We start from the raw sequence: 12,786 nt of genomic DNA on the forward strand, positions 1-12,786 counted from the left end.
GCTCACCGAGGCGACTGATTCGCGGGCAAGGTGGAGCGCCACCCCGGTCGCTGCAACGAGTGCTAATCTGCCGAACCTGAAATCCACAGACCAGGCTCAACCCAATGTTCACTATCCGCGTCATGACCATGGCCGACTACGATGCGGTCATCGACCTCATGAGCAAGACTCCAGGTATCTCGTTGCGTGACGCCGATTCTCGCGAGGCGACCGCTCGTTACCTGCAACGCAATCCGGAAATGAGTTTCGTCGCCGAAGTAGGCGATGTGCTTGGCGCGTGCGTGATGTGCGGGCATGACGGTCGCCGGGGTTATCTGCAGCACCTGGTGGTGCTTCCCGAATATCGACGTCAAGGCATTGCCAAATCATTGGTACAGCGTTGTCTTTCGAGTCTTGAGGCGCAGGGCGTCCTTAAATGTCACCTTGATGTATTCAAGACCAATGAGGCGGCTGCGCAGTATTGGCAAGGCCAGGGCTGGCAGCGGCGAACCGACATTGATCGGTATTCGTTTACCCGGCCGGGGCATGACAACGCTTGAATGACGCTTTCAGCACCTTCTCTCGGCGCCTGAACGCGTGGTCAGCTAACAGAGTATGACTATCAACAATTAATGCTCCGTCTATTAGAAACCTTCACAGTAGGCGACTAGGCTTGATCTACCGTTGGCGCAGGCCATCGGTTGACCTGATAGCAGGAGAGAGGCATGAGCCAGGCGCCTGCTCTGCCACCGTGGACCGCCCTGTAGGCAAGCTGATTGCCAATCTCAAGAATTATTGTGTGGACACAACGGTAGATAAACCAGCAGCTGGTCCCGTGCCATTGATTCTATTCATCCTATCCCGTAGCTCAGACCGGCCCGGGCAATTGGATGAACACGACCAAAGGTAGCTCGCACATGGCAAATGAATCGAAATGTCCGTTCAGTCAAGCGGCTGGCAGTGGCACCACGAATCGCGACTGGTGGCCGAATCAGCTGAACCTGAAGATTCTTCACCAGCACTCGTCCTTGTCCGATCCCATGGACGAGAGCTTCAACTATTCCGAGGCGTTCAAGAGCCTCGACCTGGCAGCGGTCAAGCAGGACCTCCACGCGCTGATGACCGAGTCCCAGGACTGGTGGCCAGCGGACTTTGGTCATTACGGGCCGCTGTTCATTCGCATGGCCTGGCACAGTGCAGGTACCTATCGCACCGGTGATGGTCGCGGCGGTGCCGGTGCCGGTCAGCAGCGTTTTGCGCCACTCAACAGCTGGCCGGATAACGTCAGTCTCGACAAGGCGCGCCGGCTGATCTGGCCGGTCAAGCAAAAGTACGGGCGGAGGATTTCCTGGGCCGACCTGATCGTGCTCACCGGCAACGTCGCGCTGGAGTCCATGGGTTTCAAGACCTTCGGTTTCTCGGGCGGTCGTCCGGACGTCTGGGAACCTGATGAAGACATATATTGGGGCTCGGAAAAAACCTGGCTGGGGGGTGATACCCGGTACGGCAAGGAAGCCCAGCCGCCGGGAGAAGGCGTGCTGGTGGCCGAAGCGGACAAACATGGCACCGAAGAAAGTCGCACCGACAACCAGGGTCGCAACCTGGAGAATCCTCTCGCCGCCGTACAAATGGGCCTGATCTACGTCAACCCTGAAGGCCCGGAAGGCAACCCGGATCCGGTGGCATCGGCGAAAGATATCCGCGAAACATTCGGTCGAATGGCGATGAATGACGAAGAAACTGTCGCGCTGATTGCCGGTGGCCACGCCTTCGGCAAGACTCACGGCGCCGGGCCTGCGGACAATGTCGGTGCTGAACCGGAGGCCGCTGGTCTGGAAGAGCAAGGCCTGGGCTGGAAGAATAGTTTCGGCACAGGCAAAGGCCCCGACACCATTACCAGCGGCCTTGAAGTGACCTGGACTTCAACGCCGACCCAATGGAGCAATCAATACCTGGAAAACCTGTTCGGTTTTGAATGGGAGCTGACCAAGAGCCCGGCCGGCGCCAATCAATGGCGACCAAAAGATGGCGCGGGTGCCGATACCGTGCCGGATGCCCATGACCCATCCAAGCGCCGCGCACCGTCCATGCTGACCTCGGACCTGGCCCTGCGCTTCGATCCGATCTATGAAAAAATCTCCCGGCGCTTCCTTGAGAACCCCGATCAGTTGAGCGATGCGTTCGCCCGCGCCTGGTTCAAACTGACCCACCGCGACATGGGGCCGCTGTCGCGCTACCTCGGCCCGGAAACACCGGCTGAAGAGCTGCTCTGGCAAGACCCGATTCCAGCGGTTGACCATGCTCTGGTCAATGAAGCCGACATCGCCGCGCTTAAAAGCAAACTACAAGCCAGCGGCTTGTCGGTTGGGCAACTGGTCTCCACCGCCTGGGCGGCGGCTTCGACTTTCCGTGGCTCGGACAAGCGTGGTGGCGCCAATGGCGGGCGGCTGCGTCTGGCACCGCAGAAGTTCTGGCAGGCCAACCAGCCTGAGCAACTGGCGAGCGTGCTGGAAACCCTTGAAGGGATCCAGGCCGAATTCAATCAGGCGCAGTCTGGCGGCAAAAAGATTTCGCTGGCCGACCTGATCGTACTGGGCGGCTGTGCGGGCATCGAACAGGCGGCGAAAAATGCCGGGCAAACCCTGACCGTGCCGTTTGCGCCGGGGCGCATGGACGCTTCCCAAGAGCAGACAGATGTGGACTCGTTCGGCTTCCTCGAACCCGCTGCCGATGGCTTCCGTAACTACGCCAAAGGCCGCTACAGCCTTTCGGCCGAGGCATTGCTGATCGACAAGGCCCAGCTGCTGACGCTCACCGCGCCGGAAATGACCGTGCTGCTTGGCGGCCTGCGAGTCTTGAACATCAACGATCGACAAAGCCCTCATGGGGTTTTCACCAGTCGGCCCGAAGCGTTGACCAATGACTTCTTCATCAATCTGCTGGACATGAGCACCGAGTGGAAGCCTGTTTCTGATACCGCGGCGGAGTTTGAAGGGCGTGATCGCAAAACCGGTGAGGTGAAATGGACGGGCACCCGGGTAGATCTGGTCTTCGGTTCTCACGCGCAGCTACGGGCGCTGGCGGAAGTCTATGCCAGCTCGGACGCGCAAGAGAAGTTCGTCAAAGACTTCGTGGCTGCCTGGGACAAGGTGATGAATCTGGATCGTTTTGATCTGAAGGTGTGATAAACGAATCAGGCAGCCTCGTGGAGGCGAGGCTGCCTGTGACTATCAAGTTGGACGAGGCAGCGACAAGCGGGGTTCGCTGCTACCTCGGGGTCGTGAATCACGATCAGCTGTCCTGGTCGCTGTAGGCTTCAGTGGTGTATTCGAGGTTGTGGATGACACCCTTGTGATCGGTGTACACCATGTGCGACTCAACAGTGCCGCGGATCGGGTTGACGTTTTCAGCGGTGGTTATGCTGATGACTTTGTTGATGTCCAACGGTTCGGAGTAGGTGTACTGCTCAACCTCGGCGGCTGAAACGTTAGTGACATTGTCTTTGGCCGAGGCGAACACGCTGACCATCATGAGTGCGGCGAACAGTGGAGTTTTCATGGTGTATTCCTTTAAGTTAAGAATGGTTGAAAGCAACGTTTCATTTCGTTTGCTTCTGGCACCGATTTTGTTCGCCTTCAGGGTTTTGCAGAAATAGTAACGAGCAATAGCTGGCATCAGTCGCGCTGATACATATTGGGTGCCCGCTCAATGAGTCCGCTTTTTAACGGACTTATCGAATCGAAAAACTTTCTTGGGAGGGAGCAATGGCAGATAAAGCGCACGCGTACGAAGTCCGGGTGACTTGGGTTGGCAACGAGGGAACAGGAACGTCGTCTTATCGGGGTTACAGCCGGGCGCACGTAATCACGGCTAAGGGAAAAGTACCCATTGAGGGGGCATCCGATCCCGTTTTTCGAGGAGACCCCACACGCTGGAACCCGGAGGAATTGCTCTTGGCATCCTTATCTGCGTGCCACAAGCTTTGGTATCTTGGCCTTTGTGCTGAGGCCGGGATCGTTGTGGTGGCCTACGAGGACAACGCTCAAGGAACCATGGTCGAGGAGAGCGACGGCGCTGGTCAGTTCACCTCAGTTGTTTTGCGGCCGAAGGTGATCCTCGCACCGGGGTCTGAAATCGCAAAAGCTCAGACTCTGCACAAAATAGCTCATGAGAAATGCTTCATTGCTCGTTCGGTAAACTTCCCAGTCAACCACGAACCCGAAATATCGATAAACCCAGGCGCTTAATTAACTAGAGAGCGTGATCCCGCATTTTCAACGCAAGGGCCTGTACCGCAAAGCGTACGAGGCTCCACGTTGCGCAAACAGTTAGGCTTGGACGAACTGCGCAACTGAAACCGCCGCTCCGCCTGAGTCGCGTGGCCCTTGTCGGCCTTCCGTGCATTCGACATGCTTGGCGACTCTCGACGGCTCAACGCCGTCTGCTCGTCCTGTAGGAGAAGTTGCTTGAACAGTCACATCGCTCCGGTCGATCTCGCCAAGGCTTATCGACTCCTCAATCACGGCCCGACCGTTCTGGTGTCTGCTGCCCACGACGGCGGTGTCGACGTGATGGCCGCCGCCTGGGCCTGCGCCCTGGATTTCATGCCGCCCAAACTGACCGTAGTGCTGGATAAAGCCACGAAGACCCGGGAACTTGTCGAGCGTAGCGGCACGTTCGTTATTCAGGTGCCCACCGTGGCGCAGTTGCAGTTGACCCATCAAGTAGGCACCACCAGCCTGAATGACGATCCGCAAAAGCTGGCTCATGCAGGCGTGGAGTGGGTTGATCTGGCGGGGCGGGACGTGCCTTGCGTAGCCGGATGTTCCGGCTGGCTGGTCTGCAAGCTGATTCCTGAGCCGCACAATCAGCAGGCTTACGATCTTTTTATCGGTGAAGTGGTTGGCGCCTGGTCCGACACTCGCGTGTTCAGCGATGGGCATTGGCACTTTGAACACGCCGATCCGGCCTTGCGCAGCCTGCACTACATCGCTGGCGGGCATTTTTATGCGATTGGCGAAGTGCTCAATGTCGAGCCGGCTACCGAGAGTGACTGACGATTCGGCATGACATTGGTTGTCGAGCCTGAATGCCAGGGATGCTGCGGGCTGTCGATGGGTCGCAAGCCGTGACGCTGAAACAGTTCGCCATAGCCGTTGACCAGAAACTGGCCACTGCGGCGCAACCAGTCCTCGCGGCGCTCGGCGTAGACCTTCGGCAGCAAATACCAGGGCAGGCCGGGCAGGTCATGATGGACCAGATGCAAGTTCAGGTTCAGGAACAGCCAGCGCCACGGCCAGCCCGCCTCGTTGATCACCGAACGTTGTTCCGGTGCCTGGGCGGGGCGGTGTTCGTAGTAGGAACGCACCATGGATAACCCCAAAGCGAGCACGCTGGACAGCAGATAACCGACTATCGGCAGCTCGCCATGCAGGTTGACGAACGCCAGCACCGCGACCACGCACGCGCCATGGCTGAGCCACATTAGCCAGGCTTGCAGCACGCCGTGCCGCAGCCTTGAAGACTCTTCGACAACCAGACCGCCCAGCGCCAGGGCGGGGCCCACCAGCAGGCGCCCGTACAAGGTTTTATTCAGCCAGTGCACAGCGCGCCGCAAAACGCCGCTGCGCTGCCAGGCCTGGGCGTCAAGGTAGCGACTTTCCGGGTCCATCTGTGGCCGGGTCAATTCTTCGTCGCGATGGTGCAGCAGATGGCTGTCGCGATACAGGGTGTAGGGATACCAGATCGCCAGCGGCGCATAACCCAAGAGTTTATTCAGCCAGCGCCAAGGGGAAGGGTGACCATGCAGCATCTCATGCTGCAACGACATCCAGAAGGTGATGACCGGAATCAACAGCAGCAGCGTCAGTGTCTGGCCCAATAGCGGCGCGTAATGAATCAGGCTGAACCATGCCGAATAAGTGCCGAGCAACAGTAGCCAGGTGGGCCAGTCGCTGCGGGCAGTCCAGGAGGCGTGCAGCTCAAGGATGCGAGTGCGGTGTGCGGCGTCGAGGTAGTTACACATAGGGCAAGTGACCAGATTCTCGGCATTCGGGATGACGTGGCGGCCAGTGGTCTGGTAGACGCACCCTATCAAGCTTTGTTATGCATGAATAATCACTTATCCATAGCTTTATATAGCTATTTAGAATTAATAAGCGTGCCTTGACGTGTGGATAGAGCGTTACCGCTAGCCAGACCGGACTGAACTCGGAAGAAAAAGCAGGGGTCTACCGTTTCCACTTATCGTTTGGGACAGCCCAGATGTCCGAACCATCGACCGGTAGCTCCGGCAAATTGTTTACGTTAGGGAGATCGAGCCTGTGACGCGTATTGTTTCGATCGTGAACTGGCGTAACGTTGGCCGGAGTGCTCACGCCAAGGCCGGCGATGCCACACGATCCTACTGGAGACCACAGCACATGAACGTCGACGAAGAAACCGTACGTCAGCTGGCGACAATGATCTGGGAAACCGAGGGTAAACCCGAGGGCCATCACGAGCGCCACTGGCAGATGGCGACCAAACTGGCCGAATCAGTGGCAATGACGCCTTCTCGCAGTGTCGACCGGGCCGCCGTCGAGGCATTGTTGCCCGACGCGGATCCGCATGACCCCGATCTGTCTGAAAAGCCGGGCCCCGAGTGAAGCTGACGTCGCGGCGCTGAAGCGTCTGATCAGTGAACGGCGGTGGACGCGGTCACTGCTGGCATCATTGCTGCGGGTGCGAAAGCCTGTTCCATTTTGGCAATGCCCTTGACCCAAAAGCGCCGATGAGGCGTCTGGTCGGGTGCCAGCAGAGGCTGGGAAGACCATTGGTGCTGGCGCTTGGACTCCTCGCGGTAGGCCTTCCACTCCATCGCTTCAGCGGTCTCTTTCGCCGCTCGTTCATCGTCGAACCAGCCATGAATGTAGACTTCACCTTGGTCGCGACCGTGCTCAACCAGCAAAAAAATAGTGTCCATTGAATGCCTGTCTGTCATCAAAGCTGCGCGGGTGATTCCCGCGCTCTACAACTTGTATCGGCAGGTGCAGCCAGACTTTAGTGGCTGCACGACCAGAAGACTGCAAAAAGGTTCACGGACTTAGCAAATCTCTTTCAAAGCAGGCGAGGAGAGGCGAGGGAGAGGTCTGTCGCAAGCATCCTGGCATCAGATACTTGCGACTGACCCATTGCGGTTTAGAACGTCACGCTTGCCGAAAGACGTGCTGTTCGCGGTTCACCGACATTGACTTGCAGTTCGCCGCTGCCCGTATTTGACGGGTAGTAGTGTTTGTCGAACAGGTTGTCGACGTTGAACTGCAGGCGCGTCTTGTAGCCTTGGGTGGGCAGGTCCCAACGCAGGAATGCGTCGGCAACGGTGTAGCTGTCCATCCAGAAACTGTTGTCGTTGTCTCCCGGACGCTTGCCCACGTAACGGGCGCCGCTGCCGGCGTGCCACTGACCCGTGGTTTCCGGGAAGGCGAGATGGTGAGTCAGGTACAGGCTGGCGGTGTGCATGGGTGCGTTATTGAGACGGTTACCTTCGTCGTCCGGATCGTCAAGAATCTCGGTGTGGGTGTAAGCGTAGGTACCGATCACGTCCCAGCGCGGCGCGATTTGTCCGGTAACGTCCAGTTCCAGCCCACGGGATCCCACCTTGCCTGCGGCTTCAGCAACGCTCACGCCATTGATCGTCGAGGTGGTCACGACGTTTTTCTTGACGATGTCGAACAGCGCCAGGTTGATGTTCAGCGCTTGTGACGGGTTGTATTTGGCACCGATTTCATAGCTGCGACCTTCCTCTGGATCAAAGGTATTGCCGACGTCGTCCACCGTGTCGTTGGGGACAAAGGAGCGGCTGTAGTTGCCATACAGCGACAGCGCTTCAGTGGGCTGATAGACCAGTCCGGCAAATGGAATGAACGTATCGCCGTTGTCGTCGCGGTTGAGCTGGTAAGACTTGCCCAGGCCCTGATCGCCGTACTGGTCGTAATGCTGCTGGCGACCGCCGAGGACCAGAATCCACTGCTGGTTCAAGTGCCAGTTATCCTTGAAATACACCGAAGTGGACGTCAGCTCGTTTCGCGCATTGCTCTGCGCCGCACTGACTACACTCGGTTCGGCCAGCTTGCCGTACTGCGGATCGTAGATGTTTATGTTCTGGGTGACGGTGTTGCGGTAGGTCTTGCCGCGATACTTGTCCGAAGCTTCGTTGTCGATGCCCACGAGCAGGTCATGCCGCTGACCGAACAACTGCTGTTCCCCTATGAAGTCCAGCGCGCTGTAGCGGCTTTCATAGTCGTAGTGGCCACCATTGGCCTGGCGGGTCAGCGTGCCATTGCTGAGCTTGGTCGGCTGGGCGATCGAGAGACTGTAACGGTCGTTGTTCCAGCCATAGGTTGCCCGGGTTTTCCAGGTGTCACTGAGCTGGTACTCAAATCGCGCCGTGGCGGTCTCGCTGATACCGACGGTTTTCGCCCAGCTTTCGTCCAGGCGTTTGCTGTAGCTGCCCGCTGCCGGACTGCCGTTGCTGAACACCGTACCGCGGTCGAACGGGCTGGAATAATCGTTGTATTCATAAGCCAGGGTCATGCTCGCGCGATCGCCGACCCAGCTCAGCGAAGGGGCGACCAGCGTATTTTCATTGGTGCCGTAATTGCGCCAGTAGTCTTCATTGCCGCGCTCGGCCACCAACCGGTAGGCCAGACCGGTATCACCCAGAGGACCGGTCGTATCCAGGCCGAAAGTCCCGCCGCCTTCGCTGAAGGCCGAGCCCGAAAGAGTGGTTTGTTGGGTGAACTGCGGCTGCTTGCTGATGATGTTGATCATGCCGCCCGGTTCCGCTGCACCATAGAGCAGTGCTGCCGGCCCCTTGAGCACTTCGATGTGATCAGTGGTGGCGCCCACGTTATGGCCCACGACCGAGCGAATACCGTCGCGCAGGATGGAGCCGTCGTCGTTCGAACCAAAGCCGCGCTTGATCACGGCGTCCTTGCTATTGCCCAGGGTGTTGGTTTCCGACACGCCGCTGACGAACTTCATCGCGTCGTTCAGTGACTTGATCTGATAGTCATCCAGTGTCTGTTGAGTCACTGAATTCACCGTCTGTGCTTCATCCTTGACCGGCACTTCGGATTTGCTCGCGGTGCTGGTGGTCGCACGGGTGTAACCGGCATTTTGCGATTCGCCCGTAGCCTGAATGTCAGTAGCGCCCAATTCGGTTACCGAATCGTCCGCGTTGGATAGCGTGGGCAGCAGAACACAACCTAAGGCAAGCATGGCGCAGTGATAAGAACGCGGTCGGGTGAGCACTGAATTCATTCCGTAAAAGATGTAAATGAGAATGTTTATTATTACTTTGTTGCTGGAGGGAAGCCAAGACATATCTGCCAACGCCCGGACTGTATCAACTTGCATACATTCATATGGAGGGCTCGCGCGGGTGCTTTTTGTGTATGTCCGAGATGGCAACTTCGGAAACATTTAATTAAAGTTGCCGCTCATTGTTTCCATTTCAGGGACGGTCATGGATCGTATTGAGTGCATGCGCACCTTCGTCACCACCGTTGGCGAAAACGGCTTCGCTGCTGCAGCCCGAGCGCTGGCGGTGCCGCGATCCAAAGTCAGCAAACAGATTCAGGCGCTGGAAGAAGCCATCGGCGTCCAGTTGCTGCAACGCACCACGCGCAGCCTGCATCTAACGGAAGCGGGCGCAGAATATTACGAAGCGTGTCGTGAAGTGCTGGCGTCGGTGGATGAGGCGGAGCAGCGGGCCCGCACCGGTCTTGGTGAAATACGCGGTGTGCTGCGGATCAACGCGCCGATGTCTTTCGGCTTGCGTCGGCTCGGGCCATTGATCCCCAAGTTCTACGAATTGCATCCCAGGGTGGAATTGCAGCTGGTGTTCAGCGATCAGCAGGTCGACCCGGTCAAGGGTGGCTTCGATGTCACGATCCGTATTGCCAGCCTGGCAGACTCCTCATTGGTGGCGCGGCATCTGGCGCCCGCGCCCCGCGTGTTGGTGGCGGCCCCGGCCTATCTGGCCCGCGCAGGTACGCCGCACGTGCCACGGGATCTGGCGGCGCATCAATGCCTGAATTACGGCTACCTGCAAAGCGGCGTCAGCCTGCAACTGAGCAACGGCAAGGAAACCCAGAAAGTCCACGTCACCGGCCCGCTGCACGCCAACAACGGCGACTTGCTGGCCCAGGCTGCGGAAGCAGGAATGGGCATCGCCTTGCTGCCGACTTTCATCGTCGAACAATCGATTGCCGAAGGGCGCCTGGTGCCGGTGATGTGCGACTGGCAGGCACCGCCGATTTCCATCAACGCGGTTTACCCCTCGGCGCGCCGTGTGCCGATGAAAACCCGCGCGTTCCTGGATTTCTTGACCCAGGAATTGAAGGATTAATGGGTGCGATCTGTTGGAGCGAGGCTTGCCCGCGAATCAAGCGCCTCGATGGAACAGATGCACCGCGTTATCGTTCTTCGCGGGCAAGTCGGACGCCGCCCGCTCGCTCCAACGGCCGTAGCAATTGCGTGGCATCAGATTAAAGAATCGGCGTACCACCCGTTACGCCAATCCTGGCCCCAGAAATATAGCTGCCATCATCCGACGCCAACAGCACATACAGCGGCGCCAGTTCAGCGGGTTGGCCAGGTCGGCCCAGCGGCGTCTGCGAGCCGAAGTTCTTGATGTCGTCTTCGGTCATGGTCGCAACGATCAACGGCGTCCAGATCGGACCGGGTGCGACGCTGTTGACCCGGATATTGCGCTCGCCCAGTAGCTGCGCCATCCCGGCACTGAAGTTGGCGATGGCGCCTTTGGTGGTGGCATACGGCACCAGCGTCGGCTTGGGTTTGTCGGAGTTGACCGAGCTGGTATTGATGATCGAACTGCCTTCGGGCATGTGCTGGAGCGCAGCCTTGGTAATCCGGAATATCGCTGTGATGTTGATGTCGAACGTGCGCACCCATTCTTCGTCGGCGACTTCTTCGAGGGTTTCGTGGCTCATCTGGAAGGCGGCGTTGTTGACCAGCACATCAATGCGGCCGAAGCGTTCGACGGTCTGGTCCACCACGGCCTGGCACTGCTCTTTCTGGGCGATATCACCGGGAATCAGCAGACACTGGCGACCGGCCTTTTCAATCCACTCCGCCGTGGCCTTGGCGTCTTCGTGCTCATCCAGATAGGAAATCACCAGGTCCGCACCTTCCCGTGCAAAGGCAATGGCAACAGCCCGGCCAATGCCACTGTCGGCACCGGTAATCAACGCAACCTTGCCTGCAAGCCGGCCATGGCCGACGTAGCTTTCTTCGCCGCAGTCAGGCACCGGATTCATGATGTGTTGGGTGCCGGGCACCGGTTGTTTTTCCACGGAAAACGGCGGGCGAGGATAGGATTTCATAAGGGGTCTTCTCCAGGGTGATTGATCAGGTTCAAGGCATGCGTTGTCGGGCAACGAACAGACTCGCTTGATCCTGCGACCGGGAGAAATATGCGGGGGTTCAGAGAATTTGACTCAGTGGTCTCAAAAACAGACCTCTCAAAAAATACTTTTCAAACAAAAAAGCCGCCGTGCCACCACATAGGCAGCACGAGGGCTATTAACGGTCAGTCGTGGATCAACTGCCTTGCAGCGGTTTGGCGTCCTGGAAGAAGTAATCCTTCCACGAAGCCGGTTTGTTCTTGATCGCGCCGACCCGGTGCATGAATTCCGCCAGCGGATAAGTGTTCTTCGGCGTAATGGTGAAATCGAACTCCGGGTTGTCGATGATTTTCAGCAGCGCAGCCCGATCGATTTTCGCCTTGGTCACCCGAATGTAAGTGTCCGCCGCAGCGCCCTTGTCCTTGCGAATGAAGTCTTCGGCTTCGCTCAGCGCTTCAATGAAGGCCTTGTAGGTCTTGGGATTGTCGTTGCGGAATTTTTCCGTGGCGAACAGCACGGTAGGCGAGTTCGGCCCCAGCAGGTCGTAAGTGTTGAGCACGACATGCACGCCGGGCGCCTGGACTTCCTGTTCCTGGAACGGCGGATTGGAGAAGTGCGCGGTCAGCTCGGTGCCACCGGCAATGATGCTGCCAGCGGCATCGGGATGGGGCAGGTTGATGGTGTATTTGTCGAGCCGCGCGTACTCGGCATCGCCCCACAGTTTTGCCGACGCGTATTGCAGGTAGCGCGACTGCACCGATACACCCACCGCTGGCACCGCGATGCGGTCTTTCTCGGTGAAGTCAGCGATGGTTTTCACCTTGGGATTGTTGCTCACCAGGTAATACGGAAAGTTGCCCAGGGACGCGACGGCTTTCACATTCTGCTTGCCGTGGGTGCGATCCCAGATGGTCAGCAGCGGGCCGACGCCAGCCCCGGCGATGTCCACCGAACCAGCCAGCAGCGCGTCGTTGACCGCCGAGCCGCCGGACAGCTGCGTCCAGTCCACTTTGATGTCCACGCCGTCCTGCTTGCCGTGCTTCTCGATCAACTGCTGATCGCGGACCACATTGAGCAACAGATAGACAATGCCGAACTGCTCGGCAATCCGCAGCTGGCCTTCAGCCTGGGCCATGCTCGGCATTGCCAGCGTGCCGGTCAGCAACGAGGTGGCAAGCCCGATGGTGGTGGCCAAGCGGGTGAATCGAGGACGTGATGTCGGGTGTTTGCGCATGCCGTACTCCAGCTGTTGCGGGGGAATTCATCTGAGCTTTAAACAATATAGATATAAAAAAAATTATTTAAATAACAATATTGAATAACGATATGGCCGTTAGATTTCCTCGTCACGGAACCGTTCCGCACTCGTTGGAGCAAGGCTTGCCCGCGAATCGCT

General features: G+C 58.1%; 12 protein-coding genes. 6 read left to right on the plus strand and 6 right to left on the minus strand.

The features are described 5' to 3' along the window. Nucleotides 1–104: 104 nt before the first annotated feature. Together AFK24_RS15790 and katG are read left to right on the plus strand one after the other, a co-directional pair. Nucleotides 105–539 (plus strand): GNAT family N-acetyltransferase, encoded by a 435-nt coding sequence (locus AFK24_RS15790; protein WP_065834093.1) that lies wholly within the window; start codon nucleotides 105–107, stop codon nucleotides 537–539. Nucleotides 540–869: 330 nt separating this feature from the next. Continuing rightward, nucleotides 870–3,164: a catalase/peroxidase HPI gene (katG, locus tag AFK24_RS15795; RefSeq protein WP_170826344.1), complete on the plus strand. Its 2,295-nt coding sequence runs from the start codon at nucleotides 870–872 to the stop codon at nucleotides 3,162–3,164. Nucleotides 3,165–3,270: 106 nt separating this feature from the next. On the opposite strand, the gene AFK24_RS15800 is transcribed toward katG, so the two are convergent. Then, entirely contained in the window at nucleotides 3,271–3,537 is a 267-nt protein-coding gene (locus AFK24_RS15800) for a DUF2790 domain-containing protein (RefSeq protein WP_065834366.1), read from the minus strand. Nucleotides 3,538–3,743: 206 nt separating this feature from the next. Here AFK24_RS15800 and AFK24_RS15805 point away from each other — a divergent pair, with 206 nt between their 5' ends. Together AFK24_RS15805 and AFK24_RS15810 are read left to right on the plus strand one after the other, a co-directional pair. After that, nucleotides 3,744–4,226: an OsmC family protein gene (locus tag AFK24_RS15805; RefSeq protein WP_065834095.1), complete on the plus strand. Its 483-nt coding sequence runs from the start codon at nucleotides 3,744–3,746 to the stop codon at nucleotides 4,224–4,226. A gap of 219 nt (nucleotides 4,227–4,445) precedes the next feature. Continuing rightward, the gene (locus AFK24_RS15810; protein ID WP_065834096.1) at nucleotides 4,446–5,036 is read left to right on the plus strand and encodes a flavin reductase family protein; all 591 of its coding nucleotides are present in this window, start codon (nucleotides 4,446–4,448) and stop codon (nucleotides 5,034–5,036) included. On the opposite strand, the gene AFK24_RS15815 is transcribed toward AFK24_RS15810, so the two are convergent. After that, nucleotides 4,985–6,004: a fatty acid desaturase gene (locus tag AFK24_RS15815; protein ID WP_065834097.1), complete on the minus strand. Its 1,020-nt coding sequence runs from the start codon at nucleotides 6,002–6,004 to the stop codon at nucleotides 4,985–4,987. The genes AFK24_RS15810 and AFK24_RS15815 overlap by 52 nt on opposite strands. A gap of 397 nt (nucleotides 6,005–6,401) precedes the next feature. On the opposite strand from AFK24_RS15815, the gene AFK24_RS15820 reads away from it, so the two are divergent. Further along, nucleotides 6,402–6,626, plus strand: a complete 225-nt coding sequence (locus AFK24_RS15820; RefSeq protein ID WP_065834098.1) for a DUF2934 domain-containing protein — start codon at nucleotides 6,402–6,404, stop codon at nucleotides 6,624–6,626. A 29-nt stretch (nucleotides 6,627–6,655) separates the two neighbouring features. Here the strand turns inward: AFK24_RS15820 and AFK24_RS15825 are convergent, their stop codons facing one another. Then, nucleotides 6,656–6,943 carry a hypothetical protein gene (locus AFK24_RS15825; RefSeq protein ID WP_065834099.1) on the minus strand — a complete coding sequence of 96 codons (288 nt, stop codon included), beginning with the start codon at nucleotides 6,941–6,943 and terminating at the stop codon, nucleotides 6,656–6,658. A gap of 215 nt (nucleotides 6,944–7,158) precedes the next feature. Next, nucleotides 7,159–9,240, minus strand: a complete 2,082-nt coding sequence (locus tag AFK24_RS15830; RefSeq protein ID WP_065834367.1) for a TonB-dependent siderophore receptor — start codon at nucleotides 9,238–9,240, stop codon at nucleotides 7,159–7,161. Between the two features lie 247 nt (nucleotides 9,241–9,487). Here AFK24_RS15830 and AFK24_RS15835 point away from each other — a divergent pair, with 247 nt between their 5' ends. Continuing rightward, nucleotides 9,488–10,372, plus strand: coding sequence for a LysR family transcriptional regulator (locus AFK24_RS15835; RefSeq protein ID WP_065834100.1), 885 nt, complete (start codon nucleotides 9,488–9,490; stop codon nucleotides 10,370–10,372). Nucleotides 10,373–10,511: 139 nt separating this feature from the next. Here AFK24_RS15835 and AFK24_RS15840 read toward each other — a convergent pair whose 3' ends face one another. Both AFK24_RS15840 and AFK24_RS15845 read right to left on the minus strand, forming a co-directional pair. Continuing rightward, the gene (locus tag AFK24_RS15840) at nucleotides 10,512–11,369 is read right to left on the minus strand and encodes a glucose 1-dehydrogenase (RefSeq protein WP_065834101.1); all 858 of its coding nucleotides are present in this window, start codon (nucleotides 11,367–11,369) and stop codon (nucleotides 10,512–10,514) included. Nucleotides 11,370–11,586: 217 nt separating this feature from the next. Then, nucleotides 11,587–12,624 carry an ABC transporter substrate-binding protein gene (locus tag AFK24_RS15845; protein WP_065834102.1) on the minus strand — a complete coding sequence of 346 codons (1,038 nt, stop codon included), beginning with the start codon at nucleotides 12,622–12,624 and terminating at the stop codon, nucleotides 11,587–11,589. Nucleotides 12,625–12,786: the final 162 nt, after the last annotated feature.

The organism is Pseudomonas syringae (assembly GCF_001698815.1).
Taxonomy (GTDB): domain Bacteria; phylum Pseudomonadota; class Gammaproteobacteria; order Pseudomonadales; family Pseudomonadaceae; genus Aquipseudomonas; species Aquipseudomonas syringae_A.